General features: G+C 54.0%; 22 protein-coding genes. 14 read left to right on the forward strand and 8 right to left on the reverse strand.

Translation table 11 applies throughout. The annotated features are described in order from the left end of the window. Positions 1-9: 9 nt before the first annotated feature. The 5 genes from RIC29_07395 to RIC29_07415 all read left to right on the forward strand — a co-directional run bounded on the left by RIC29_07395 (position 10) and on the right by RIC29_07415 (position 6,149). Positions 10-1,647, forward strand: coding sequence for a class I SAM-dependent methyltransferase (locus tag RIC29_07395; GenBank protein ID MEQ8734732.1), 1,638 nt, complete (start codon positions 10-12; stop codon positions 1,645-1,647). A 133-nt stretch (positions 1,648-1,780) separates the two neighbouring features. Further along, positions 1,781-3,310, forward strand: a complete 1,530-nt coding sequence (locus tag RIC29_07400; GenBank protein ID MEQ8734733.1) for an ABC transporter substrate-binding protein — start codon at positions 1,781-1,783, stop codon at positions 3,308-3,310. A 14-nt stretch (positions 3,311-3,324) separates the two neighbouring features. Continuing rightward, a complete protein-coding gene (locus tag RIC29_07405; protein MEQ8734734.1) occupies positions 3,325-3,774 on the forward strand; it encodes a hypothetical protein in 450 nt (149 codons plus the stop codon). A 23-nt stretch (positions 3,775-3,797) separates the two neighbouring features. Continuing rightward, positions 3,798-5,315 carry an exodeoxyribonuclease VII large subunit gene (gene xseA / locus RIC29_07410; protein ID MEQ8734735.1) on the forward strand — a complete coding sequence of 506 codons (1,518 nt, stop codon included), beginning with the start codon at positions 3,798-3,800 and terminating at the stop codon, positions 5,313-5,315. Continuing rightward, positions 5,316-6,149 (forward strand): M23 family metallopeptidase, encoded by an 834-nt coding sequence (locus RIC29_07415; GenBank protein MEQ8734736.1) that lies wholly within the window; start codon positions 5,316-5,318, stop codon positions 6,147-6,149. Here RIC29_07415 and lpxK read toward each other — a convergent pair. Next, entirely contained in the window at positions 6,120-7,094 is a 975-nt protein-coding gene (gene lpxK / locus RIC29_07420) for a tetraacyldisaccharide 4'-kinase (protein MEQ8734737.1), read from the reverse strand. The two genes, RIC29_07415 and lpxK, sit on opposite strands and share 30 nt — an antisense overlap. Further along, positions 7,081-7,818 (reverse strand): lysophospholipid acyltransferase family protein, encoded by a 738-nt coding sequence (locus RIC29_07425; GenBank protein MEQ8734738.1) that lies wholly within the window; start codon positions 7,816-7,818, stop codon positions 7,081-7,083. Before RIC29_07425 ends, lpxK begins: the two co-directional genes overlap by 14 nt. A gap of 121 nt (positions 7,819-7,939) precedes the next feature. Between RIC29_07425 and RIC29_07430 the strand changes: the two genes are divergently transcribed. Continuing rightward, on the forward strand, positions 7,940-8,317 hold the full coding sequence (locus RIC29_07430) for a hypothetical protein (GenBank protein ID MEQ8734739.1): 378 nt from the start codon (positions 7,940-7,942) through the stop codon (positions 8,315-8,317). 10 nt (positions 8,318-8,327) lie between these two features. Here the strand turns inward: RIC29_07430 and RIC29_07435 are convergent, their stop codons facing one another. Both RIC29_07435 and RIC29_07440 read right to left on the reverse strand, forming a co-directional pair. Then, positions 8,328-9,392, reverse strand: coding sequence for a glycosyltransferase family 1 protein (locus RIC29_07435; GenBank protein MEQ8734740.1), 1,065 nt, complete (start codon positions 9,390-9,392; stop codon positions 8,328-8,330). Then, positions 9,329-10,183 carry a UDP-2,3-diacylglucosamine diphosphatase gene (locus RIC29_07440; protein MEQ8734741.1) on the reverse strand — a complete coding sequence of 285 codons (855 nt, stop codon included), beginning with the start codon at positions 10,181-10,183 and terminating at the stop codon, positions 9,329-9,331. The genes RIC29_07435 and RIC29_07440 overlap by 64 nt, the downstream gene beginning before the upstream one ends. Positions 10,184-10,369: 186 nt before the next feature. Here RIC29_07440 and RIC29_07445 point away from each other — a divergent pair, with 186 nt between their 5' ends. Both RIC29_07445 and RIC29_07450 read left to right on the forward strand, forming a co-directional pair. Continuing rightward, the gene (locus RIC29_07445) at positions 10,370-11,260 is read left to right on the forward strand and encodes a diacylglycerol kinase family lipid kinase (protein MEQ8734742.1); all 891 of its coding nucleotides are present in this window, start codon (positions 10,370-10,372) and stop codon (positions 11,258-11,260) included. 259 nt (positions 11,261-11,519) lie between these two features. Beyond that, on the forward strand, positions 11,520-14,123 hold the full coding sequence (locus tag RIC29_07450; protein ID MEQ8734743.1) for a glycosyltransferase: 2,604 nt from the start codon (positions 11,520-11,522) through the stop codon (positions 14,121-14,123). Here the strand turns inward: RIC29_07450 and RIC29_07455 are convergent, their stop codons facing one another. Together RIC29_07455 and RIC29_07460 are read right to left on the reverse strand one after the other, a co-directional pair. Then, complete coding sequence (locus RIC29_07455) at positions 14,124-15,464, reverse strand: TldD/PmbA family protein (protein ID MEQ8734744.1); 1,341 nt, start codon at positions 15,462-15,464, stop codon at positions 14,124-14,126. Positions 15,465-15,478: 14 nt separating this feature from the next. Then, positions 15,479-16,996, reverse strand: a complete 1,518-nt coding sequence (locus tag RIC29_07460; protein MEQ8734745.1) for a UbiD family decarboxylase — start codon at positions 16,994-16,996, stop codon at positions 15,479-15,481. Positions 16,997-17,403: 407 nt separating this feature from the next. Between RIC29_07460 and RIC29_07465 the strand changes: the two genes are divergently transcribed. Further along, positions 17,404-19,122, forward strand: a complete 1,719-nt coding sequence (locus RIC29_07465) for an HD domain-containing phosphohydrolase (GenBank protein ID MEQ8734746.1) — start codon at positions 17,404-17,406, stop codon at positions 19,120-19,122. Positions 19,123-19,146: 24 nt separating this feature from the next. Here RIC29_07465 and ubiA read toward each other — a convergent pair whose 3' ends face one another. Continuing rightward, the gene (ubiA, locus tag RIC29_07470; GenBank protein ID MEQ8734747.1) at positions 19,147-20,085 is read right to left on the reverse strand and encodes a 4-hydroxybenzoate octaprenyltransferase; all 939 of its coding nucleotides are present in this window, start codon (positions 20,083-20,085) and stop codon (positions 19,147-19,149) included. An 80-nt stretch (positions 20,086-20,165) separates the two neighbouring features. On the opposite strand from ubiA, the gene RIC29_07475 reads away from it, so the two are divergent. From RIC29_07475 to RIC29_07490, 4 genes are read left to right on the forward strand one after another with little or no spacing between them, the layout of a single operon-like run. After that, positions 20,166-20,975, forward strand: a complete 810-nt coding sequence (locus RIC29_07475) for a 16S rRNA (uracil(1498)-N(3))-methyltransferase (GenBank protein ID MEQ8734748.1) — start codon at positions 20,166-20,168, stop codon at positions 20,973-20,975. Beyond that, the gene (locus RIC29_07480; protein ID MEQ8734749.1) at positions 20,972-22,336 is read left to right on the forward strand and encodes a glutamate--cysteine ligase; all 1,365 of its coding nucleotides are present in this window, start codon (positions 20,972-20,974) and stop codon (positions 22,334-22,336) included. The genes RIC29_07475 and RIC29_07480 overlap by 4 nt, the downstream gene beginning before the upstream one ends. 10 nt (positions 22,337-22,346) lie before the next feature. Next, on the forward strand, positions 22,347-22,685 hold the full coding sequence (locus tag RIC29_07485; protein ID MEQ8734750.1) for a chorismate mutase: 339 nt from the start codon (positions 22,347-22,349) through the stop codon (positions 22,683-22,685). 2 nt (positions 22,686-22,687) lie between these two features. Then, positions 22,688-23,269, forward strand: coding sequence for a GNAT family protein (locus tag RIC29_07490; GenBank protein ID MEQ8734751.1), 582 nt, complete (start codon positions 22,688-22,690; stop codon positions 23,267-23,269). On the opposite strand, the gene RIC29_07495 is transcribed toward RIC29_07490, so the two are convergent. Continuing rightward, positions 23,266-24,168 (reverse strand): DUF1838 family protein, encoded by a 903-nt coding sequence (locus RIC29_07495; protein ID MEQ8734752.1) that lies wholly within the window; start codon positions 24,166-24,168, stop codon positions 23,266-23,268. The two genes, RIC29_07490 and RIC29_07495, sit on opposite strands and share 4 nt — an antisense overlap. 183 nt (positions 24,169-24,351) lie before the next feature. Between RIC29_07495 and RIC29_07500 the strand changes: the two genes are divergently transcribed. Continuing rightward, complete coding sequence (locus RIC29_07500; GenBank protein MEQ8734753.1) at positions 24,352-25,365, forward strand: DUF1838 family protein; 1,014 nt, start codon at positions 24,352-24,354, stop codon at positions 25,363-25,365. Positions 25,366-25,557: the final 192 nt, after the last annotated feature.

Here is a 25,557-nt window from a genome sequence, read left to right on the forward strand (position 1 = left end):
GATAACGATATGATTGAAATGGTCCCAGCGGCAGGCACGACGACAAGTTTTGAACAGTTAAATACGCTCTGCGACTCTTTGCTGGTGCCAGGAACACGAATTCCGACTGATGCAGATGTTCAGTTGGCCGACGGATTGTTGCAACGTAATTTTGACAGTCTAAAAATTTCTTCTTCTGCGCTGGCCTTGCTCGGTTCAAATCCGCGAATTGTTGAGTTTGTGGAAAGTGCGTTGTCGGGCAATACAGCGTTGCTCGACAGAAATTTCGAAGACGGGACGCTGATTGCCTTTCTGAACACACCTTTAATGAAAGCATTACTGCGCACCACGCCCATCCCCAGTGTGCCGGTTGAGCGTCTGCTGATTTACATACGCCATCGGCTATTAAAGTGCGTAATTGATCCAAACTGGCAGCCGTTTGACGAAGCGCTTGAGGCCGCTGTTTCCATGTCAATCCATAGCTTCCTGACGGAGTATATTTTTCCGGAGACGCCAGAAGAGTCACGGCTTGTCGAGCGGGCACAAGAGTCGCTGTTAAACCAAGTTGCGGGTGAACCCGATTTGTTTGCTATTGCCATGATCGGCGCGTACCGGTCGCTTAGCAGTTTACCAATTGCAGGCAACCTAGACGAAAATCACGCCTTGGCTTTGAATATCCTTACGGAAGACTTGTTCCGTGTTCAGATTGCGGAGCCGCGCATCGAGTTGGAGTTGCAGGGTGAAATGCCACCTATAACCGACATCACAGATAAAGTGTCTTTGTCTGTGCAAGCCCAGTACGAAGAAAATCCATATCCGCGGTGGACGGCACACATTGATAATGACGCTGTGTCCCCCGCTCAGATATTCATAGGCGCATGTAGTGGCATTGATATGGCGGCATTCGGTGCTCCTGAAAAATGTTCTTTGCTGATCGCTGGATGCGGCACAGGCCGGGTTGCCATTGAAGAGAGCCTGTTGTGGCGGAGTGGGGAACTCTTGGCCATGGACCTCTCCGCGGCCAGCTTGGCCTTTGGCCAGCGGCGCGCAGAAGAGTTGGGCTTAGATCATATTACCTTTGTGCAAGGGGATGTTCTTGAGTTAGCCCAACTTGAGCCGTCTTTTGACTACATTTCCTGTATGGGTGTGTTGCCTCATATGGCTGATCCTTTGACCGGTTGGCAGGCGCTTGTGGATGTATGTCGCCCAGGCGGGATCATACGCCTCGGCATCTACAGTACCCGTGGCCGCGCCGCGGTCCAGCATGTGCGCGAAACTCTTGGGGATAAAGTTCAGTTGACCTCGGGTGCAGACATTCGTGAGGCTCGAGAAGATCTGGTTCAACAGTTGCTTTCTGGAAACGCCAGCGAAAACCTGCAACATGTTTTTTCACGGCTGGACATGTATTCCACATCCATGTGCCGTGATCTGTTATTCCATGTGCACGAGCAGGACTATACGATTCCTAAAATTAAAGACGCCATAAAGCGCCTGAACCTAAAATTCTGCGGCTTTGTCGATCCAACTGGCGCGCTGATGACCAAATACACGGCGTTTGCGCCTGCGGATCCGATGGGGCTGAGTTTGGACTCCTGGGATAAATTTGAGGCGGCGAATCCCCAGACCTTTGTTACGATGTACGATTTCATGGTTCAGAAACCGCTTTAGCGCGTTTCTGTGGATTTAGTATTTCAGAAACCGCTTTAGCGCGTTTCTGTTTCACGTCAGTTGATGAAATTTCACGATTGCTAATGGTTGGGGCGCTGACGTCGCAGTGAGAGTGTGCGATAAAGGTTGCATCATGAGATGCATTCAGTTGACCACTTTCATCAAAACCGCAGCTCTTTTTTTGGTGGTTGCGATATTCAGCTCCAACGTCATGTCTGTCTGCGCGGAGACAAACCTGCGGGTGGCGATCAATGGCCTGCCACCGAGTCAGTTTAATCCTTATAGAAACACCGGGTTGCCCTATGTGTACACCTGGAGTGCCGTTTTCGATGGCCTAACAGCCATAGATGATAAGGGCAATGTCCAGCCTGCCCTGGCAACATCCTGGGAAAACACCGATCCATTGACGTGGGTTTTTTATTTGCGGGATGATGTCACGTTCTCAAACGGACGTCCGTTCACGGCGGATGCCGTTGTTAATGCGATCAATTTTCTGTCGGGTGATGAGGCGATGCGGGAAGTGGTCGCCCGCATGATGTTCTTTCTTGAGTCCGCGCGTGCGATTGACGACTTCACGGTTGAAATAAAAACCTCAGTGCCAACGCCGCTGCTGCCGAGGTTTTTTCCGCAGCTTTACATGGTTGAGCCGGACTATTTTCAAGCTGTGGGTCTGCAAGCGTTTTCAGAAGCGCCTATAGCAACCGGGCCTTTTATTGTCGAAGCGGTCAGGCCGGAGCGGGTTAATTTTCGTGCCTTTAAAAAAGGCTGGCGACCACCGGTCGCGGATCGGCTGGAAATTATGACGGTGCCTGACAATGCAACGCGTGCTTTATCCGTGCAGGCGGGACGTTTTGACATCGCGCTCCAACTTGGTCCCGACGAGTCAAAAGCCATTCAGGCTCAGGGCGGTACGCAGGTCACGTGGAGGGATGCGGCTGTCTGGGCCTACAACTTTTTTCCAGAGATACAACCTGCCCTGAAGGACCTTCGTGTGCGTGAAGCCCTGAATATTGCGGTAGATCGTGACGCTATTATTGCGGCCTTGCTCGACGGGGCGACCATTCCGGCCACGCAACCAGCACCACCAGAGGTGTATGGCTATAACGCCGATTTGCCTGTGATCCCTTACGATCCGGATCGTGCCCGCCGCTTGCTGCGCGAAGCCGGATACGAAGAGGGGTTTAAACTTGAGATGGAGGCGGTCTCGGGGTCCAGCGCCAATGACAGCGCGGTGAATCTCACTGTTGCCCAGTATCTCAATGCCATTGGGGTTGAGATGGAAATACGGACCATCACGGTCAATCAACTTATCCGCAATGTTGTCGAAGGAACGTGGACGGGGTCTGCCTTCGCGCTGCATTTTAATTTTGAGCCAACGTCCGATGTCCTGCGGGCGCTGGATACTCACTCCTGTCTGTGGGCCAACCCGTGGTACTGCAACGAGGCTGTTATGCCGCTTATCGCGGCGGCACAAACTGAATTAGATCCAGTGCTGAATCTGTCTTTGCGGCGTGATATCATGAAGTTCTACCGTGAGGACTGGTCGGCATTGTATATGTACCAGGCTCCTCGTTTTGCGGGAACGGCCCCTGGTGTGACGGGCTTGACCGTGGTGAACAATGTGATTTCATTTGATCGTATTGTGCCCGGTCAAGTGCCTTAAAAGGATTAGCTGACATGAGTCTCCTTGTTTGGGGTATTGCCCTTGTCGCGTTGTTTTTTATTGCCAGGATCTGGCTGCAAAGTCGTAAAGACGACGATGATGAACTGGCCGATCTCGTCCCGCCGCCTCATGGTGAACCGCTGGAGGCGCTCGTGTGGCCAGTTGTGGGCGAGACCCAGCTCAATGATGATCATTCATCGCGGCAAGAAGCCTTAGCCAAGTCAGCAGAAGGCATGCCAGTCGAGATTGAGTATATCAGCGGCGGAGTCAGCGGTACGGGCAGCGCTCGTGTTTTGACAGAACATGGACAGATCGGCACGCTGAGAAACGATGCGGTCGAAAAGCTCCGGCAACTCAATAAACATCACCATAAAGTAGAGGCCTATATTCGCGAGTTAGACGGTGGCGATGATGAGGGGCGTATCCGGTCGGCCAGTCTCCAAGTCTATGTTTACAAAGCGTAAGCGAACGGTATCAGCACCAATTTATGAGCACTTCGGCACCCCCCTTGAACGTTCCTGAGTTCACTGTCTCGGAAGTCTCGTCGGCGCTGAAACGCACCGTTGAGGATGCGTTTGGATATGTCCGTATTCGCGGCGAGATTTCTCAACCCAAAGTGGCTGGGTCTGGGCATTGCTATATGCGCCTCAAAGACGAGAGCGCAGTGATTGATGCGATCATTTGGCGTGGCAGTATGAGCAAGCTGTCGCATCGCCCGGAAGAGGGCATGGAAGTGATTGCTTCAGGTCGACTCACGACCTATCCAGGCCGCTCATCCTATCAAATTATCATCGATAGTTTTGAGCTGGCGGGCGAAGGTGCGCTGCTCAAGCTGTTGGAAGACCGTCGCAAGGCGCTGGCCACCGAAGGTTTGTTTGCGGAGGAGCGCAAAGTGCCGATCCCGCGTCTTCCACAGGTGATTGGTGTGGTCACGTCGCCCACCGGCGCTGTCATTCGCGACATACTGCACCGCGTGAAGGATCGCTTTCCGCGCCACGTTCTGGTGTGGCCGGTGCGCGTGCAAGGTGACGGCGCGGCCGAAGAAATCGCCGCTGCGATCGCCGGCTTTAACGCCCTGCCGGAAGGGGGTGACATCCCCAGGCCAGATGTGCTGATCGTTGCGCGTGGCGGTGGTTCGCTGGAGGATCTGTGGGCGTTCAACGAAGAGGTCGTTGTGCGCGCCGTTGCGGCATCTGCCATCCCGCTTATTTCAGCGGTGGGGCATGAGACTGACACCACATTGATTGATTTCGCCTCAGACCGTCGTGCGCCCACGCCAACCGCGGCCGCAGAGATGGCCGTTCCTGTGCGCCTGGAGTTGGTGTCCCAGGTTCAAGAGCATGGCGTGCGTCTGGCCCAGGCGATGAACCGCTTGCTGTCGGAAAACACCTTGAACGTCAAAGGGCTGGGTCGTGGCCTGCCCAACCTGACAGACTTGGTCGAGCGCAAACAACAAGACCTGGATGGTCTGTCGGGCCGCCTCAGCACCGGACCAACGCGTTTGTTAGGGTCTAAAGCACAAGATTTATCCGTGGCTTCTGCCGGCCTCAAGCCGTCCCATTTGAGCCGTGATGTGAAGCGGTTTGACAGCATGATCAAGGACTTAACGGCCAGACTCACGACCGGATTAGATCGAGATGTCACGCGCTATGATGGTCTGCTTGAGGACTGGTCGGCACGGCTTGGTGTCGCCTTGGGCCGCTCTGCGGAGCGTGCTGGCGAACGGCTTGACGGCATGGTTGCACGGCTTGAGTCGGTCTCGCCGCGTCGGGTGTTGGATCGGGGGTATGCGCTTGTCACCGACGCTGCAGGTGATCCCATTACAGATGCTGCACATGCAGAGTCAGGGGCGACTTGGAGTGTTGCTTTTCGCGATGGTGCAGTGGGGGTGACTGTGGGCAGTGGTGCAGAGCCGTCGGCTTCCACGACGCTGATAAAACCGAAAAAACCGAAATCAAAAATAACACCGTCAGGGTCACCAGAACGGCAAGGGAGTCTTTTGTAAATGCGTTTGATGTATGTGCTGATCACGGTGTTCAGTCTGGGTGCTGCCACGAGTTATGCGCAAGAGATTGCAGTGTCTGGCCGTTTGGAACAAGGCGGCCTGGTTTTTGGGCAAGTCGCACCAGACACCCGCTTGACCGTTGATGGACAAGCCGTTTCGGTGTCTGAGCGGGGTGTGTTTGTGTTTGGGTTTGACCGTGATGCCAAGCGCACGGCTCAGTTAAAGGCTCAATATCCAGATGGCACAACCGTGCAACAAACTTTACAGATCGCGCCACGGGACTGGAAAATCGAGCGCGTCGAGGGTTTACCTCAAAATACGGTCACGCCTGATCCGGAGACGGTGAAGCGGATTCAATCAGAAGGCAGCATGATTGTTGCCGCCCGCAATCGCACCGAACCGCTGCCGTTTTTTGTGACTGGATTTTTGCAACCTGCAGAGGGTCGTATTACAGGCGTATTTGGCAGTCAGCGCATCCTTAACGGCCAACCTCGGTCGCCGCACTCGGGATTGGATATCGCGGCCCCCACAGGCACGGTCATTCGTGCGACGGCTGATGGGGTTGTTAGTCTGACGCATGACGGCATGATCCTGACCGGTAAGACCATTATGATTGATCACGGCTTTGGCCTGGACTCAGTTTACATTCACATGAGCGACATCAAGGTCGAGCAGGGCCAGGCTGTACGCCAGGGTGAGGTGATCGGGGCCATCGGTATGACCGGTCGGACCAATGGGCCACACCTGCATTTTGGTATTTCCTGGTATGGGGCCAAGCTTGACCCTCAAACAGTTATGGCTGCGTTACCAGCGGGTCAGAACCTCTTTCAATAAGGAGTCGATTGCGGACGGGTGCTCCCAGCGCACCGCGACCCGCAACACATTGACCTGCTGGCGCTGGTAAGGGGACAGCCGCATCGCGTCTTTTTCGGTGGTCACCGGCAAGGCATCTAACTCAAAAGCTTCATCTAAAATAGGCTGGATGTCGGCCTGTTGATACAGATGGTGATCGTCAAAGGGGTGCGCCGCAATGACTTTTGCCCCGATGCTGACCAAAGCGTTGAAAAACTTATCGGGTCGTCCCAAACCTGCAAAGGCAACGACTTTACGCCCACGTAATTGAACAGCATCCGCCGTGGGGTCGAGATGGCCTTTCATCACCTCAAGCCGGGGTGGCAGGCGGTCAAGCAGACCGGTCGTGTCCGGGCCCATCAGGATGATGCGGTCGGCCCGAGCTAAACCAGCGCGAACGTCTTCACGTAAGGGACCCGCAGGCAGCGTATGATGGTTTCCAAACCCTGTTGCGCCATCAACAACCACGAGCGCACAGTTCTTGTGCAGGCTGGCATGCTGATGGGCATCATCAAGTATAATAACGGTTGCGCCCTCTGCCACGGCTTGAAGCGCGCCGTCTGATCTTTTGCGGGCGACCCACGTCGTTCCATCACGGGCATGGATCAAAGCTTCATCGCCGACATCTAACGCTGTGTGCGCATCCAGGTCGACGCGCACGGGGCCCGTCAGACGCCCGCCATAGCCACGCAAGACAACAGCCGGGTTTTGACCTCGTTCTTTGCAGCGCTGAACCAGGTCACGTACCACCGGTGTTTTGCCAGTGCCGCCCACGGTCAGGTTGCCAACCGAGATCACCGGCACATCAACACGCACGGGTGTTGTGTGTTTAATCCGCCAAGCCGTTGTCGCAGCGTACAGCTTGCCGAAAGGCATCAACATACGAGTCAGAGGGCCGTTGGTGTTCCAAAAATCAGGGGCTTTCATCTGCGTTCCCAGGAAGTTTTGCCTGCGGAATAGACGCTTGCCCAACCAGCGTGTCAGCTCTGTTGCTCGCGGCAGTTAAGGCGTCCTCAAGCCCCTGGCGGATGCGTATAAAATCTTCAGGCGTGCTATCCTTAGGAACATCAATGGGCGTGCCCCAAATGCGTGCCCCACGCGAAAACGGCAGGGGAACGATCAGGCGGTCCCAGGAGGACAAAACTTTACGGCGACTGACCGATACCGCAGCCGGAACAATTTTTACCCCTGAAAGTTTTGCCAGGGCGAGGGGGCCATCCCCAGCGTGCATGCGCGGTCCGCGTGGACCATCCGGTGTGATGCCGACCGAATAACCCGTCTTGAGTAATTTAACCAAGGCGCGTGTGGCGCTGCTGCCGCCTTTTGAACTCGATCCTGTGATGGTCGAGATCCCAAACCATAATGTGGTTTTAGAAATCAGCCGCCCGTCGGCGTGCCCCGAGATCAGCATGTGAAAGGGCGCGCGGGAGGACCAGCAGTAGGGCATCATGAGCAACCGGTTATGCCAAAATGCGATAATCACTGGTTCTACGCCGCTCCAGGCCGCCTCAGTGGCGTCGCGGCCTTCATCGGTCCAGCGGCTGGTGACGTGCACCAGCCATAGGTATGCTGCGGCCAAAGCGCCGAGAAGGCCTTGTACCAATGCGTTGCGGAATATCGCCTTGCGCATTTGCTTCATGCGTTTCAGCATTGCCTCTTATTATAATCTAGGTCTCTAATTAGGTCATTATAGACTATCCTATGGCATGGCCAGTGCTGGTGACATCGGTGATTGCATCACGCTTGCAGAGTTTAAACAGGGGAGAACAGAAATGGGTAGTAACAAGGGTATTATCATCGCCGTTATCGCGGCCATCATTTTTCTCGTCATTTTGGCGTTCGATTTTCGTGCCACAGATGAAAACGGTATGGAGGCCACAATCAACGACGCGGTCGAACAAACGCAAGATGCGGTCGATGATATGGCGGATGAGACATCTGATGCGATGGATGACGCCTCTGACGCAATGGAAGATGCTTATGACGACATGAGCGAAGCGACACGAAAAGCTGCTGAGGATGCCATGAACAACATGGAGAAGATGGCTGACGACGCGGCTGAGGCAATGGAGGGCGCTGCCGACAGCATGAAAGATGCCGCAGACGAAATGAGAGACGACGCGAAAGATATGATGCCGAATCCGCAATAACGGGCATCATCTAAGCCGTTGAGGTCTGTTCCGTCGGTGTGCCGCTGGTGGCTTTATCCGTGGGAAACTTATCGTCTGCATCGAACGGATAAACATTATCCAGGAATTGCTGGACGCTGGTTTCCCACGAAAAGCCAAGCGCATAATCCCGGCAGGTTTGAGGATCAGCCTTGAGTGCTTCATGAACCGCATATTGCAGGTCTTCGTTCAAGCAGCCCACGGGGGCATCGCCAATCACGTCCAGCGGTCCCGGTACCGGGAAGGCCGCTACGGGAATTCCGGATGCCAAGGCTTCCAGCAGTACCAATCCAAACGTATCGGTACGGCTTGGGAAAACGAACACATCTGCCGCCGCAAAATGTTTGGCCAGATCTTCCCCTTGTTTGCCGCCGGCAAAATACACATCCGGATAGGATTTGCTTAAGTCAGCCAGTTGCGGCCCGTCGCCGACCACCAGCTTGGTGCCCGGCAGATCCAACTTGAGGAAGGCTTCAATGTTTTTCTCAACGGCAACGCGCCCGACGTACAATGAAATCGGTCGTGGCAGGTCAAGAAAATCCTTGCTGCGGGGTTTGAACAACTCTGTATCGACGCCGCGGGTCCAGCGCTTGATGTTGGTCAGGCCCCATTTGATCAGTTCGTCCTCAATGGTCTGGGTGGCGACCATGATGCCTTGAGACCCACCATGGAACCAACGCATCAGCTTGTAGGTCCAGGCTATGGGAATGCCAAACCGGGCATGCACATATTCAGGAAACTTAGTATGGAATGCTGTCGTAAACGGAATGTCCCGCTTCACACAATAAGAACGCGCCGCCATGCCCAATGGGCCTTCGGTGGCCACATGCACGACACAGGGCCGAAACTGTTCAATGATTTTCGCCATCCGATACCCGGGAAAAAGGGCGAGCGGAATTTCCGGATAGGTCGGACAGGGAATGGTCCGGAATTGATCTGGCGTGATAAACACAATGTCGTGCCCATCGCGATCAAGATGCGTCTTGAGCGTGTTTAAGGTTCGGACGACGCCATTGACTTGGGGGAACCAGGCATCGGTGACGAGGAGAATTCGCATTCTTTTGCCTTACTGTACGCTTCAAGGGGGGTGAGATCGCGCATGTCTGTCCAGGTCAGGATTTCCATGGTGCCGTCGTAGTGTTCGACCAGGGCCGTGCAGCTTTCGACCCAGTCGCCATCGTTGCAGTAGAGAATACCGTCGATTTCACGCATGGCAGCGTGGTGGATGTGGCCGCAAATCACGCCTTCTGCGCCTTTGCGCTTGGCCAGTTCAACCATGCCTTCTTCGTAATTGCTCATGAACTGAACAGCGTTTTTCACTTTATGTTTGAGGTAGGCGGACAAAGACCAATAGGGCAAGCCAAGCTTCCGGCGCGCAATGTTAAACCAGTGATTGAGCGCGAGCGCTGTCACATAGGCGTAGTCACCAAGAACGGCCAGCCAGCGCGCATAAAGCATAATGCCATCACATTCGTCGCCGTGGATCACCAAGAAGCGTCGACCATTGGCTGCGGTGTGAATAATTTCGCGGCGGACATCAACCCGGCCAAACTCGTTATCCACATATTCTCTGGCGAACTCATCATGGTTGCCGGGCACGAAAAAAACTTTTGTGCCTTTACGCGCTTTGCGCAGTAGTTTCTGAATAACATCGTTATGAGATTGCGGCCAGAACCAGGTGCGTTGCAAACGCCAGCCATCAAAGATGTCGCCAACCAGATAGAGAAATTCAGACTCAGTATGTTTTAGAAAATCGAGGAGGAAATCAGCTTTACAGCCACGGGTGCCCAGATGAATGTCTGATATAAACACAGACCTAAATCTGAGGTTTTCCCCAATGGTCTTCATGACCGCTCAGTACGTTTTCTGTACATGAGCGCTTCAATGAGTCATTGCGGCCCCGAAGTAAAGTGGCCCAGATCGATTGACTCTAATTGTTCATGTAGCTGTCATAGAAATGAAAACATATATCTTTATTACTACAACAGTAGGCGTATGCGCGGTGCGCGACTCACCCTTTTTTCGGGATCTGCTATGTCATGTTCTGGGGCAGTCCATCGCCGCGTTGCTGTTGTTTTTAATCCCGCTGCTGGTCGCTCCCGACGCTATCGGCTCACCCAGGTTACCGGTAAACTTAAATCCCTCGGATGTCAGGTAACCGTGTTGGAGACCTCCGCGCCGGGTCATGCCGAGGAGATTGCGCGGACTTTGAAGGATGAGGACTTTGACATCATCGCTGCCGCAGGCGGTGACGGTACGGTCAACGAGGTCGTCAACGGTCTTCACGGGAAGTCGGTGGCGCTGGCCGTGATCCCCCTGGGCACGGCGAATGTGCTGGCTGATGAAGTCGGGTTGGGTCGAAAGACGGACCGCGTAGCTCAAACAATCGCCCACGGAGTTATTCGGTCTATCCGGGTTGGCACTGCTAACGGCCACCGCTTTGTGATGATGGCCGGAGCCGGCTTTGATGCAGAAGTTGTTGACGGCGTGCGGCTTGCTCTCAAAAAAGTTATTGGTCCGTTGGCTTATGTTTGGGAGATGACTCGCCAAGCCTTTCTGTATCGCTTTATTGGGTGTGACGTGCAGATCGATGGCCGGACATATCACGCGGTTTCGGCCATTGTCTGTAATGGCCGCTCTTATGGTGGTCCGTTTATGGCAGCGCCAGAGGCGGATTTGGAAGCAGATGACTTTCAAGTTGTGTTGTTCGAGCGCAGCGGTTGGTTCAACGTCTTGCGGTATGGCGTGGCGTTGATTTTTGGCCGCTTGCCTACTCTATCTGACGTCCGCATTGTGCCAGGTCGTCACGTCGCGATTCGCGGTGGCGCCGGGGCACCGGTTCAGGCCGATGGTGACATTCTGGCACGCCTACCGGTCGACATTAGGGTTGATGAAGAGCCGGTTAGGTTTGTGTTTCCGGTTTAAAGCCCGCGAAATCTGCTAAAGCCCTACTAATTTTCTATTACGGAACAGTAAATTCTGATATTTGTCCGCCCTCGGAAGTTATGTAAACCGGCGGCTACCCAGCCCTTATGCCACACCGATGGCTTAGCGGCACTCAATCCAGTCGATGGTTGGCGAGATAACGAAACCTCAGCCCGTCCCAAGCGGCGCTAACACTGACTTAAATAGAAGAAAATCTGTCGGTCTTGGGGCTGGCAGACAGTTTGTGTGTGGTACTGAAATGACCAAATCATGGCCCAGAATAGTCCTAGCGCTTGTTGTCGTTATTCTCGCCAGCGCGGGGTTTTGGCTGGCTTTGGATCGTCCACTGCCGGCCCCAGACTGGTCTGGCAAGCTGGACGGGGTGTCTTACAGCCCGAGCCAGATTTATACCGAGGCGCAACTTGATACCGTGCCGCGGCAGCGAATCCGAGAAGATCTCGAACACTTGTCGCATTATACCAAACGCGTTCGCACATATACCGTTGATCGCGGTTTTGATGTTGTCCCTGCTGAAGCACAAAGACTGGGGCTGACTGTTTCTCTTGGCATCTGGCTCGGTGCGGATGAAACGCTCAATGAACGGGAAGTCACGCTCGCCATAGATGTGATTAACAAATACCCCAAAGTGATCGACCGTGTTTTTGTTGGCAACGAAGTGGTCTTGCGTGCCGACTTGCCAGCCGAGAAGTTGGCGGCTTATATCGCCCGCGTCAATCGCTCGATTCCTGAATACATCGAAGTTGGCACAGCGGACGTATGGAGTGTCTGGCTCAACGAACCGAGCATCGCTAAACCGTCCGAATTTGTCGGGGTCCATTTGCTGCCCTACTGGGAAGGCGTCGCCTTAAGTGATGCCTTGAACTACATCGAAGACCGGGCCGATCGGATTAGGGAGGCCTTCCCGACGAAACCTTTGGTCATTGCCGAAACGGGCTGGCCCTCCGAGGGACGGATGCGTGGCGGGTCTGTTCCGTCACCTGCGACAGAGGCTGCATTTTTGCGGACCTTTCTCGATCATGCCGACAGCCGCGGTTATGATTACTATATCATTGAAGCCTTTGATCAGCCCTGGAAAATAGAAACGGAAGGCGCTGTTGGCGCGTTCTGGGGTCTGTTTGACGCGGAACGAAACAGCAAGATCGACCTGAACGGCGCTCTCACATCCTTTGCAGAATGGCCTGTCTTTGCCGCTGCCTCGGCCATTGCGCTTGCGCTTCTGGGTGGCATATTGCTCGCTCGCCTGCCATCCGTCCGGTTCATGGGCTATCTCACATTTGGGTTGGTTATCGGCATCGTCGTATTGATGACTTTGCTGATCATAGACTCGACTGTCCTTGATTACGCCGACATTAAAGTCGTCATTGCGGCCATTATCATTTTGCCCACTGGCGGTTTTGCGGCGGCATTCATTCTCACGGAAACGGCGGAGTTGGTTTCAAGTCTGTGGCGTCGGCAACGGCTGATACTACCAGAGCCGATCAAAGGTTTTGCGCCATTCGTATCGATCCATGTGCCAACTCATAATGAACCTGCAGATGTTGTGCGTCGCACGCTTAAACAACTGGCAGCGCTCGAGTATCCGAACTTCGAGGTCATCGTCCTTGATAATAACACCACAGATGAGAGTCTTTGGCGCCCAGTTGAGCGATATTGTGCGTCACTGGGCTCCAAGTTCCGGTTCTTTCATATGGATGGCGTCACTGGTTTTAAAGCGGGTGCTTTAAACCGCGCGCTAAAGATCACAGACGCCAGGGCAGACATCATCGCCGTGATTGATTGCGACTACCGGGTCGAGCCCCAATGGCTCAATATTGCTGTGCCCGGTTTTTCTGATCCTAATGTTGCCGTGGTCCAAGCGCCCCAGGATTATCGAGATGCGGGGGAAAGCCTCTTTAAGGCCATGACCTATGAAGAATATGCAACGTTCTTCCAGGTCGGGATGGTGGAACGCAATGAAGACAATGCCATCATTCAGCACGGCACGATGACAGCGGTCCGGCGCTCTGCGCTGCTGGAAGTCGGCGGCTGGAGTGAATGGTGTATCACAGAAGATACTGAGCTAGGCCTTAAACTGCTTGAGGCCGGATACCGCTGTGTTTACATGCCCGTCAGTCTCGGTTGCGGCCTCATGCCGGATACATTTGCCGCATATAAAGGCCAGCGGCACCGTTGGGTTTACGGCGCTATGCAGATCCTTAAACGCCATTTCCGGATGTTGATTTCACCTCGGAGCAGTCTGACGCTTGTTCAGCGATATCATTTTATTGCTGGCTGGCTGCCGTGGTTTGCTGATGCGTTTGCCTTGGTGTTTGGCTTTGGCGCACTCATTTGGTCGGTGCTTATGGTCTTGGCACCGAAACACTTTGATGTGCCCATGATTGCCCTTTCCTCCATTGTTATCCTGCTGTTCCTGACCAAAAGCCTTAAGACATTATGTTTGCATGCCATTAAAACAGGCCACGGCGTGGGGTCTGCCTTTGCCGCTGCGATTACGGGTATGGGGCTATCATGGACGGTCGGTCGGGCCGTCTGGGTCGGCTTGTTCACATCCTCCCAGCCGTTTCTGAGAACCCCCAAGCGAGAGGGTTCTGCCGCTATGGTGCAAGCCTTGGCGTCCGTATCGACGGAAGCCATCTTGTTCTTGTTATCGGCTTTGGCTGTGGTTGCTGTGGCCAAGACATCTCAGGACGGAGATATCGCTGCCCGGGTCTGGGTTGCTGCGCTTGCCGTACAATGTTTGCCGCATGGTCTTGCTGTCGTAACGGCCGGTCTTAGCGGGCTGTCAGACCATAAAGCGCCAACGCCGTTCGACCAGGAAAGTCGGCTTTCCCAGCAAGTTTAATCAACTGCCCGCGACGCTCATCGCCTCAATGCGCACTGTTGGGCTGTCGACGCCATAACGCAGATCTAGGTCGTTGGCGGCGGTCATGGCCATGAACATCTCTTTCAGATTACTGGCGATGGTGATTTCGTTCACCGGATAGGCCAGTTTGCCGTCTTCAATCCAAAACCCCGAAACCCCACGGCTGTAGTCGCCAGTGACGCCATTGACCCCCTGGCCAAAGGCATCGGTGACGTACAGACCTTGAGCAATATCAGCCATCAGGTCTTCCGGCGTTTGTGGGCCGGGCACCAGATTGACGTTGGTCACTGCGGGCGAGGGGCTCGACGATGGTCCTCGGCTGGCATGACCTGTTGGAGTCAAGCCCAATTTGCGGGCCGAGCGCAGGTCTAGCACCCAAGTTGTTAGAACACCGTCCTCAATGAGATTGCGTTTCTGGTTCGCCAGACCTTCCGCATCGCAGGGCTTCGAGCGCAAGCCCCTGGCACGGTGTGGGTCTTCAACAATAGTAATGTTGTCACCAAACACAGCGCTGTCCATTTTGTCTTTCAGAAACGTGGTGCCGCGGGCGACGGCGCTGCCATTGATGGCTCCCAAAAAGTGACTCAACAGGCCGCGGGCCGCGCGGGCCTCAAAGACAATTGGAAACTTACCGCTGTTAATTTTCCGTGCGCCGACCTTGCGCACGGCTCGTTCCCCTGCGGTCCGGCCAACGTCTTCGGGTGAGCGAAAATCCTTTGCATAGACGGCAGAGGTGTAGTCGTAGTCGGTCTCCATGCCGGTTTCCACATCACCCGCCAAGACTGAAGCCGAGAAAGATCCGCCCGTGCTTTCATAGGCGCGTTGAAAGCCGTTGCTGGCGGCAATGGCCACACGGGACCGCCCCCAGCTGGCTTGCGCGCCCTCTGAGTTGGTTATGCCCTTGACGGCGCGGGCGGCGTCTTCACAGCTGCGCGCGGCTTCGATCAGGGCCTCCGTTGGCATGTCGTCGGGATCGCACATATCTAGTTCGGGCAAGGTCGTGGCCAGTTGATCAGGGTCGGCCAAGCCCAGAAATTCATCTTCCGGGACAGTTTTTGCCATGGCGACAGCGCGCTCGACCAGCTCTGTTAATGCCTGAGGGGAGCGGTCCGACGACGACACAATGGCCTGTTGTTTACCGACCAGAACCCGCAGCCCAATATCGCCGCCTTCAGAATGTTCCAGTTGTTCCAATTCGCCAAGGCGATAGGTCACAGAGGTGGACTCGCCATCCGCCAGCATCGCATCCGCAGAGTCCGCCCCCGCCGCTTTGGCTTTGGCGATGAGATCAGTCAATAGGTTCAAGGACTCGTCAGACACGTGCTTCTCCAAACTTACGTTTTATTTTTCCAAATCGGCTTGCCGCTACCCGGCAGGCCGTAGTCATTCCACTTTTTCGTGACCAGATCGACAATGTCATCGGTCATATTAATTTTTTCGCCCCACTCGCGCTGGGTTTCCCCGGGCATCTTGTTGGTGGCATCCATGCCCAGTTTGCCGCCCAAACCAGGTTCGGGTGAGGCAAAGTCCAAATAATCAATCGGCGTGTTTTCAATCACCGTGATATCGCGCGCCGGGTCCATGCGGGTTGAGATCGCCCACATCACATCTTTCCAGTCCCGTGCGTCGATGTCGTCGTCCACCACAATCACAAACTTGGTATAGACGAACTGTCGCAGGAAACTCCAAACCCCCATCATCACCCGCTTGGCATGACCGGCGTAGGCTTTCTTGATGCTGACCACGGCAATGCGATAGCTGCAGCCTTCCGGTGGCAACCAGAAATCGACAATTTCCGGAAACTGCTGAATCAGCAATGGGATAAACACTTCATTCAAGGCTTCGCCAAGAACGCTTGGTTCATCCGGTGGCCGCCCCGTGTAGGTCGTCAGGTAGATCGGCTTTTTCCGCATGGTGATGGCGGAGATTTTGAACACCGGAAAACGTTCGATGGAATTATAGTAGCCGGTGTGATCCCCATAGGGACCTTCGTCGCCGTGCGCGTCCAGCATAACGTGGCCTTCAAGGACGATCTCGGCTTCAGCTGGCACTTGAAGGGGAATCGTCTTGCAATCCACCAATTCCACTTTTTTGCCGCGCAGCAATCCGGCGAACTGATACTCTGACAATGTGTCTGGCACGGGTGTCACAGCAGCCAACAACGTGCCTGGGTCTGCGCCAATCACTGCCGCCGCCGGCAGGGGCTCCTGTTTCTGGCCTTTCCATCTATCGTATTGAGCTGCGCCACCGCGATGTTTTAGCCACCGCATGAGCGTGGTGTCTTTGCCGGTGATCTGCATGCGATAGATACCAAGATTGGGAACGTCGCGTTTGTCGCCACCAGGGCCTTTCGTCACGACCAACGGCCAGGTGATGAGCGGCGCAGGTTCGCCCGGCCAGCAGCTTTGGATGGGCAACTGTCCCAGATCAATATCGTCTCCCGTCAGCACCACGTCTTGGCAGGGTGCTTTCGAGACCGTTTTTGGCTTCATGGCCATGACCGTCTTAAGCAACGGCAGCATGTTCATAGCTTCGCGCCAGCCGCCCGGCGGCTCTGGTTGCTTGAGAAAAGCAAGGGTTTCACCGACTTCGCGCAATTGCTCCGGTGTACGGTCCATACCCCAGGCGACGCGCTCGACCGTGCCAAACAGATTGGCGAGCACCGTCATATCATAGGGGGAGCCGTCTTCGCGCACCACGTTTTCAAACAGCAGCGCAGGACCACCTTCGGCCAGGACGCGGGTTTGGATCTCTGTCATTTCCAGCTTTGGCGATACGGGCGCAGACACACGGGCCAATTGGCCATCGCGCTCTAAACGATCGATAAACTCGCGAAGGGAAGCAAATGGCATGGTGCGTCTCTGCGTGCGACTCTGCACTAATTCAATGAGGAAGAGGTCCCCGGCTTATAGGTCACTGTCAGGGAAGGTCAAGATTCCCAACCAAGTCCCGATCATAGACTGCCCATTAGTAATTAGGGTTATTAGGTATGTTGTATGGTCATTTGCACAATCAAGGGTAGAAACTGCTTAATGAACGGGCTTTTATTACGTGATTTATGTCTGAGGATCTGGGTAAGGTCACTTATCAATAACGAGACATGGAATGAATTTAAGGCTTCAGGTGTTAAGAACTGAAAACTCTTGAGACGCAATGACTTGGCATAGTGTTTAGTCCATACTAATTTGAGCTTACGGGCTCCCTGGGCTGTGGGTGATGTTTTGAATGCCTATAGGTAAACGTGGGGTAGAGACAAGACGTGTCTGAAACAGTATCTGAATCTGCAAGAGGGTTCGAACAGCTCATTGAGCTTGGAATTGCGCTCTCCTCCGAGCGCGACCATGATCGCTTGACCGAGCGTATCTTGCTCGAGGCCGTTGATCTGACCAATGCCGATGGCGGCACGCTTTATCTTGGCGGTGATGGTGGAACACTCTCCTTCCAGATTGTGCGCAACGAAACTTTGAACATCGCCATGGGCGGCACAACGGGCGTGCCGATTCCATTCCCTCCCCTACAATTATACAATCCGGAAACGGGTGCGCCTAACTATAACAATGTGGCCACAGCCGCCGCACTGGGTGGCGAAGCCATTAACATTGACGATGCTTATACGGCAGAAGGCTATGACTTCTCAGGCACCAAAAAGTTTGATGAAGGCACGGGCTATCGCTCCAAATCGTTCCTGACCATTCCACTTAAAAACTACTCGGAAGAAGTCATTGGCGTGTTGCAACTGATCAACGCGCAGGATGACAACAAGAAAGAGGTCATTTCGTTTTCTGCGAACGTGCAGCGGTTGGTGGAAGCTCTGGCCTCTCAGGCCGCCGTCGCCATCGACAACCAGCAACTTATCGAAGCTCAAAAAGCGTTGATGGACAGCTTGATCAAAGTTATGGCCCACGCCATTGACGCCAAGTCGCCTTACACCGGCGGCCACTGTCAGCGCGTGCCTGAGCTAACAAAGATGCTGGCTCAAAAATGCGCCGATGATAAAGAAGGCACCTTTAAAGACTTCGAGCTTGATGAGCAGCAATGGTACGAACTTCATGTGGCGGCCTGGTTGCATGATATAGGTAAGGTGACAACGCCGGAATACGTGGTTGATAAAGCCACAAAGTTACAGACGATTTATGATCGTGTTCACGAAGTCCGCATGCGCTTCGAGGTGCTGCGCCGTGATGCCGAAATCAAAATGCTCAAAGCTGTCGCCAAAGGTGCTGACGAAAAAGCAGAAAAGAAAAAATTCAAGGCTCGCTGCAAAGAGCTGGAAGAGCAATGGGAGTTCATTGCCGACACCAATATTGGCGGCGAATTTCTGCCGCCGGAGAAACAAGACCGCGTTAAAAAGATCGCGCCTCAGAAATGGTATCGCAATTTCGACCGCCAACTTGGCCTGTCCTGGACAGAGAGCCAGTTGCTGGAAAACGCACCGCCGCCGCGCAAAGGTTGGGAAACCCTGTTGGCTGACTTGCCCGAACATGGAGAAGCCGAATACGACCTTGGCGAGGTCCGCAACTTGGTGATTTCACGCGGCACACTGAACGATGATGAACGCCGTAAAATTAATGATCACATTGTCTTGACCATTGAAATGCTAGAGGAACTGCCGTTCCCGAAAAACCTCAAGAATGTGTCCGAGTACGCTGGGGGCCACCATGAAAAAATGGATGGCACCGGTTATCCAAAAGGACTGACCGCAGATCAGATGTCCGTACCCGCACGTATCATGGCCATTGCCGATATCTTCGAGGCGCTGACCGCAGGGGACCGTCCGTATAAAAAAGCGAAAAAACTCAGCGAGGCAGTGAAAATTCTGTGGTTTATGAAAAAAGACAAACACGTCGATGCGGAACTGTTTGAACTGTTCCTGACCTCAGGCGCCTATCGAGATTACGCCGAGCAGTTCCTGCGCCCTGAACAAATCGATGATGTAGATATTTCTCAGTACATCGAGACCAAACAAGCTGCTGAGTAAAGGCTGTGAATGCAGTGAGCCAATTTAAAAAGAGGCGGCCCACATAGCGAGCGCAATAAAGAACCCGGCGTCCCGGTTCGACTTAAACCGTGCCAGACAATTTGCAGAATCTTCCGTATCCAAGGTCGCAGCCTGCCAAGTGAAATGGCAGGCGGTTACGAACAGCAGTCCACAGCTGATCCATGAAAATCCGGTGAGGCCGACAGCGACAGCCAGCAGCAGAATGGTTAACGTATACATACCAATTACAAAGGGCAGAGTGTTTTGCCCCAGTCTCCGGGCTGTTGATTTCACGCCGATCAAGGCGTCGTCGTCTTTGTCTTGGTGGGCATAAATGGTGTCGTATCCCAGCGTCCAGGAAAATCCTGCTGCGTATAGCGCGGCAGCCGCCCACGACAGCGATCCGGTCACAGCTGTCCAACCCATTAAGGCGCCCCAGTTAAAGGTCAGCCCCAGCCAGGCTTGCGGCCAGTAGGTGATGCGTTTCATGAACGGATACGTCAGCACCAACACCAACGACGCCAACCCTAGGCCGATGGTCATCATGTTGAGTTGCAGCAGCACCCCTAAACCGATGACCAACTGTACTGCCAGAAAGCCCCAGGCCTGCCGCACCGTAACGTCGCCTGCGGGAATAGGCCGCGATGCAGTCCGCGCCACCTTGCCATCAAAGTCACGGTCAATAATGTCGTTGTAGGTGCAGCCTGCCCCGCGCATCACGATGGCGCCAATGATGAATAGGATAAAGAGTTCCGCTGAAACCGGCTTACGGGTAAAAGACTCTGCGAGCAGAATAGCCCACAGACACGGCCACAAGAGCAGCCAGGTGCCGATGGGTCGGTCCACACGCGCGAGTTTCAGATAACCGCGGCTCCATCGGGGGGTAAAACGGTTCACCCAGCTGTCCGGCGCAATATCGGAGGCGTATGTGTTTTCAGAAGGTGCGGGTTTGGTGTCAGACATGCTATCGCTAAACTAAGGAGAACAGCGCTTTAGAACAATGCCCGTATTGAATCCTTTACGACTCTATTTGGACACCCGATATGCCAGCCTCATCCTCTGCCTTACGTCTATACGTCACTACTGATCTTTCAACTGGCTCTGAGATTGATCTGAGCCAGGACCAAGCGCGGTATGTCGCCCAGGTTATGCGGCGTGCAGTGGGAGATGCTGTTCTGCTCTTTAACGGTCGAGATGGCGAATGGCAGGGCCAGGTCAGTCAGTTGGGCAAAAAAACCGCAACGATTACCATGGTACAGCAAACCCGACCCCAAGCCGCAGGTCAGTCTCTGACGTTGCTGTTTGCCCCCGTTAAACGCACTGGAACCGATCTTATTGTGCAGAAGGTCACAGAGCTGGGCGTAACTGTGATCCAAACCGTGTTAACAGCGCGCACCAACAGCGAGCGGGTGCGGGGCGACCGTCTGACATCCATCGCCATAGAGGCTGCCGAGCAATGCCGCCGTGTTTCGGTGCCTGATATCAAGGAGCCGATATCGTTGGAGCAGGTGTTGTCGGATTGGCCTGCGGAACACCCTATATTTGTCTGCGACGAAACCGGAAGTGGTCAACCAGTGGCCGCCGCTATGGCCCCATTTGCGGCCAAAAACGTGGCCGGTGCCGGTTTTGTGATCGGTCCGGAAGGGGGATTCTCAGAGACAGAGCTTGACCTAATGCGCTCGCTGCCGTTTTGTAGCCTTGTTTCCTTAGGACCGCGCATTCTTCGTGCGGAAACTGCGGCTTTTGCGGCACTGACCTGCTGGCAAGCGTTGTGTGGAGACTGGTGTCTTGTAAGCCCGTCGCTTCAGGACCAAGACGAAACAGAAGCCGGGACAGTTAAGACTAAACCATGACATCTTTTCCCTCTAAAGAGTCTGCTCCGATCACGAGTAAGGCTGATCTGGTTGCCTATGCTGAGGCTGGCAACAAACCCGTTGATCAATGGCGCGTTGGCACCGAGCACGAAAAGTTTATGTACTGCTTGGAAAGCTATAAGGCGTTGACCTATGACGGCGACCGCGGTGTGCGGGCTTTTTTGGAAGGCTTGCAGCGGTTTGGCTGGGAGCCCGTTTTTGAAGGCGACAGCGTCATCGCTCTCAGCGCCCCCGGAAAAGGGTCTGTGTCGCTTGAGCCCGGTGGTCAGTTAGAACTTTCTGGGGCACCTCTTGAGACGGTGCATCAAACCTGCGGCGAGGTTACGGAACATCGCAAGCAAGTCAAAGAAGTCGCCGAGGATCTTGGCATCGGTTTGCTTGGTCTGGGTATGACACCAAACTGGCGGCGCGAAGACGTGCATTGGATGCCCAAGGGGCGTTATAAAATCATGCGCGACTACATGCCAAAAGTTGGCAAACTTGGCCTCGATATGATGCTCCGCACCTGCACAGTACAGGTCAATCTCGATTATTCCTCTGAAGCCGATATGGTCAAAAAGATGCGCGTATCTCTTGCGCTGCAACCGTTGGCAACGGCGTTATGGGCCAACTCTCCTTTTACAGAAGGCAAGCCCAACGGCAAGCTCAGCCAACGTGCCGCCATCTGGCATGATACCGACAAAGACCGCACGGGCATGATGCCCTTCGCCTTTGAAAGCGGCATGGGATTTGAGCGTTATGTGGATTTCGTGCTCGATGCGCCTATGTATTTTGTCTATCGCAAGGGGTACGTCGATGCGGCGGGGCAGTCATTCCGCGATTTCATGAACGGCACGCTGCCCGCTCTGCCCGGCGAGGCACCCACCATCGCCGACTGGGAAGATCACCTTTCCACTGTTTTTCCAGAAGTCCGCCTGAAAAAGTTCTTGGAAATGCGTGGCTCAGACTCTGGCCCTTGGGCGCGTTTGTGTGCCCTGCCAGCGTTCTGGATGGGATTGCTCTATGACGATCAGGCGCTTGACGCAGCTTGGGACCTTGTCAAAGGCTGGTCCGATGAAGACCGGGAGTCGCTTAATCGCATCGTCCCGACAACGGGTTTGAAATCAGAAATTGCAGGCCGGTCTCTGCAGGATATCGCACTGCAGGTGCTTGATATTGCTCGCACGGGCCTCAGTCGCCGGGCACGGTTGGACTCTGCCGGAGAAGATGAAACCGGGTTCCTCAACCCCTTGCAAGAGATCGCCGCTTCAGGGATAACCCCCGCAGAGAAAATGCTCGAGGCGTTTCACACCAAGTGGAACGGCGACATTACCAAAGTCTTTTCAGAATATAGTTATTAGCAGTTGCCCTATGAATGATGTGAATGACCAGACCGAAACGGTGAGCCCAAAATTCCCAGAGTGTGAGTCTCTGGACGAAGTGCGCGAAAACATCGACCGCCTGGACAAAACAATCGTACCGTTGTTGGTCGAGCGTAATCACTTTGTGATGCAGGCCGCTAAACTCAAAGGCGATGTTGACGCAGCACGCGTTCCATCCCGCATTGAAGATGTTGTGAAGAAAGTGCGTCGTGTTGCTGAAGAGCGCGGCAGCAACCCAGAAATTGTTGAAACGATTTACCGGGCCATGATTGAAATCAACATTCAGCTCGAAGAAGAGCAAATTAAAAAGAGAACTGGTAAAGGTTAAGAGTGAAGACCTCGGACCAAGCCATCATACAAATTCCGGGCTACACGCTACGATCATTGCGTCTCAGTGATGCTAAAACGCTTTCAGAGTTCTCTGAAGACGAACGCTACTGGCAGTTCTTGGCCGATGGCGCGCTTGGACCAGCACAAGCTCATGTCTTTGTTTCTGACGCGGTATCGGCGTCGATGCGCAAGGATAGCGGCGACATGTGGTGGGCCATCGAAGAGCAAAGCACACAAAAATTTGTCGGGATGGCCAGCCTTAAGCGCAATGGCAAAGTTGAACATCGCAATTACTCTGTCGGATGTGCCTTTGCACCTCATGCCCAGGGCCAGGGACTTGGAACCTCTCTTGGATGGGCTCTGATCTCGTATGCCTTTGAGTCAGTCAACGCGCATCGCGTTGAATGCAGTTGTTCCATCGATAATGACTCTTCAGTCCACATCATGAAAAACATCTTCGGCATGACGTACGAGGGCGTTCGCCGAGAGCACCGTCTCACCTCACGCGGTTGGTGGAGTTCGCATGTGTTTTCCATTCTTGAAGATGAATTCGCCGCTAAGGCGCAAAGCGAGAACGTTTAAATTCCAGATTCCGTAAAAAATTTCGGATGATCTGTGTCGATTCGTTTGCGCAGCCATGACGGTATTTCGTCGACAGTGGCGATTTTCTCGGCCAGATAACGCATCATCATATGACCCGGTCTGTCCTCCATATTTAACCAACCGGACCACGGCGTTGTCGCGGCGATATAGGCAAAGCTTTTGGCGCTCATTAATTCAGGGTTCTGAACGTCACGGATGTCGGCTGAAAATGTGATCAGTTCGGTGAGGTGACGGCCAGGCGTGTTTTCCGGGCCTGGCGTGTACATCAGGATATCATCGTTAAAAAACACGCGCCCCTCGCCGAATAAGGGCGGTCCAACAGGATTCACGAAGGCGGCAGGTGGTTCTCTTTGAATGTCGGGTGTGAAGCCGCCAGTGGGATTAATACGCACCAGCGGCCCAGGCACCGGCGCTTGATGACGGATCGGGACAAGTTCGCCCGTCAATGGGTTGTCGTAGAAGTCGTCAATCAGCGCGCCGGTTTCTGGATGCTGTGTGTAGTTACATTCGACATATTGCAAATCCAACGTGCGGTCTTTACGCACGGTCATGCGGTGCTGGCTGACTCCTTCGCGACGGAACATTAGTTGAGCGACACCACCTGCAGGCACGCCATAAACATGCGCCACGTAATGATAAAGCCCGACCTGACCATCTAAGCGTCCACGCACCTTTGCGTAAGCGGCGAGCCAATCATAAGGGTTGGTGAAGTTGTAGGGGCCGGTCAGTGGTGCTTCCGTCTCCTGGCTCTGTGCCAGCGCATACGGGGTCAACATTGAAGATCCAAGCCCTGCACCCGCGGTTGCGGCAGTTGCGGCAGACAAAAAGCGACGACGGCTGAGCGTTTTGTTGATCGGGCGATTGAGGGACGGAAACATCGGGGCCTCTTTAAAAAATGGCTTGTGTATCAGAATCAGTTGCAGGCGCTACAGTCTGCGAACTCTGAGGTTCTGTCCACCCTTTGAGCAGACGACCTATTGTGCGCTAGAGTGGTGGCCTGGCGCGCGTAGGGTGCGTCTCAGAATTTACTAAACTTCATAACCCGATAGAGGGAGACATTCATGACACTCAAGGCAATCAGCATGCCGCTCGTCAATCGCCGCCAGGCCCTTCAATTTGCTTCTGGCGTTGGAATGGCGACTGCGGCCTCTGGTATTCTATCGACACCTGTTGAGGCAGTTGGCGGCATGGGGAATGATGCGCGTATCAACGGGCCATATCTTGATCTCCGCACCAAAGAAGGCAACATGATCGCCAGTGGCCGTATTTACGGGAACACCGATGCCGGTGTGCCGAAGTTCGGCTGGTATGATGGCTATGTCATGGGCGTTGCGCCCGGTGGTCCGGTTAAAAATATCTGCGGCTTTAAAGGTATGAGCTCAGCCAAGCTGATTCCGAATGAGGGCAAGCCCGGATGGCGCAAAGTGTTGCGCGAAGTTGGCTATTACTACGACCTCAAAACCGGTGAAATTTTAGAAGAAATGGTCAACCCATACACCGATGAAAAAGTGCGTGTCGTTCATGTGGCCAACGATCCGTTTAACCAGACCATCGAGCCGTATTATCCGCCACCGCCCAACTACGGTGGATTGAATGAGCAGACAGAGCCGATGCCGCAAATTCCAATTATTCTGGAATGGAACGTCTCGGGCGATAATCGTTTGTTGATGGAGCGCCATATTCACCTGTTTTATCCGTCGGCGCTTGAACCCGGAAAATGGGTTAGGGAAAGTGCTGGCCCGATGAATCGCGTGTCAGAGATGTTCTTCTTTAACATGTCGTTGGAAGATATGCAGAACCCGGAGCTCACCTCAGTTGAATATTCCGGCACTTGGGCACGCATTACGCCGTGGTTGCCGTGGATGCTGATGGGCCAAGCGCCTGGCAATGTTGTCTATCAAACCTTCATGGGCGGCTACGACAGCCTTGAGGACATTCCCAGTGATATCGTTGAGTACACCGCCAAAAACTATCCGAAGTACCTGACACCGCCACCGGAAGACTATGGCCCTTCTTTATCCAGCCTGGAAAATTACGCGCGCGAGCAAGAGCCAGTTCAGCCTGGAGGCGTTTAAGGCGCTCCTAGCCGTTTCTTAAAAGAGGCGCTTTTAAGCGCCTCTTTTTTGTCTAAATTGTTGATTATATGGATATGATTGAAACTTTATTGGGCTGTTAGCGTTTACGCTAAAGGTGCATTTTCATTGAATGAGGCGTCTCTGAGCGCCTCTTTTTTTTACCAATGCTAGGGCAACTCCGCTTCAAATATA

Source organism: Rhodospirillaceae bacterium (genome assembly GCA_040219235.1).
Classification (GTDB): Bacteria; Pseudomonadota; Alphaproteobacteria; order Rhodospirillales; family Rhodospirillaceae; genus WLXB01.

Bases quoted from the DNA above. Each gene is read 5' to 3' on its own strand.
- RIC29_07395 (MEQ8734732.1), top strand. From the start codon at position 10: ATGATTGAAATGGTCCCAGCGGCAGGCACGACGACAAGTTTTGAACAG.
- RIC29_07400 (MEQ8734733.1), top strand. From the start codon at position 1,781: ATGAGATGCATTCAGTTGACCACTTTCATCAAAACCGCAGCTCTTTTT.
- RIC29_07405 (MEQ8734734.1), top strand. From the start codon at position 3,325: ATGAGTCTCCTTGTTTGGGGTATTGCCCTTGTCGCGTTGTTTTTTATT.
- xseA (MEQ8734735.1), top strand. From the start codon at position 3,798: ATGAGCACTTCGGCACCCCCCTTGAACGTTCCTGAGTTCACTGTCTCG.
- RIC29_07415 (MEQ8734736.1), top strand. From the start codon at position 5,316: ATGCGTTTGATGTATGTGCTGATCACGGTGTTCAGTCTGGGTGCTGCC.
- lpxK (MEQ8734737.1), bottom strand. From the start codon at position 7,094: ATGAAAGCCCCTGATTTTTGGAACACCAACGGCCCTCTGACTCGTATG.
- RIC29_07425 (MEQ8734738.1), bottom strand. From the start codon at position 7,818: ATGCTGAAACGCATGAAGCAAATGCGCAAGGCGATATTCCGCAACGCA.
- RIC29_07430 (MEQ8734739.1), top strand. From the start codon at position 7,940: ATGGGTAGTAACAAGGGTATTATCATCGCCGTTATCGCGGCCATCATT.
- RIC29_07435 (MEQ8734740.1), bottom strand. From the start codon at position 9,392: ATGCGAATTCTCCTCGTCACCGATGCCTGGTTCCCCCAAGTCAATGGC.
- RIC29_07440 (MEQ8734741.1), bottom strand. From the start codon at position 10,183: ATGAAGACCATTGGGGAAAACCTCAGATTTAGGTCTGTGTTTATATCA.
- RIC29_07445 (MEQ8734742.1), top strand. From the start codon at position 10,370: ATGTCATGTTCTGGGGCAGTCCATCGCCGCGTTGCTGTTGTTTTTAAT.
- RIC29_07450 (MEQ8734743.1), top strand. From the start codon at position 11,520: ATGACCAAATCATGGCCCAGAATAGTCCTAGCGCTTGTTGTCGTTATT.
- RIC29_07460 (MEQ8734745.1), bottom strand. From the start codon at position 16,996: ATGCCATTTGCTTCCCTTCGCGAGTTTATCGATCGTTTAGAGCGCGAT.
- ubiA (MEQ8734747.1), bottom strand. From the start codon at position 20,085: ATGTCTGACACCAAACCCGCACCTTCTGAAAACACATACGCCTCCGAT.
- RIC29_07475 (MEQ8734748.1), top strand. From the start codon at position 20,166: ATGCCAGCCTCATCCTCTGCCTTACGTCTATACGTCACTACTGATCTT.
- RIC29_07480 (MEQ8734749.1), top strand. From the start codon at position 20,972: ATGACATCTTTTCCCTCTAAAGAGTCTGCTCCGATCACGAGTAAGGCT.
- RIC29_07485 (MEQ8734750.1), top strand. From the start codon at position 22,347: ATGAATGATGTGAATGACCAGACCGAAACGGTGAGCCCAAAATTCCCA.
- RIC29_07495 (MEQ8734752.1), bottom strand. From the start codon at position 24,168: ATGTTTCCGTCCCTCAATCGCCCGATCAACAAAACGCTCAGCCGTCGT.
- RIC29_07500 (MEQ8734753.1), top strand. From the start codon at position 24,352: ATGACACTCAAGGCAATCAGCATGCCGCTCGTCAATCGCCGCCAGGCC.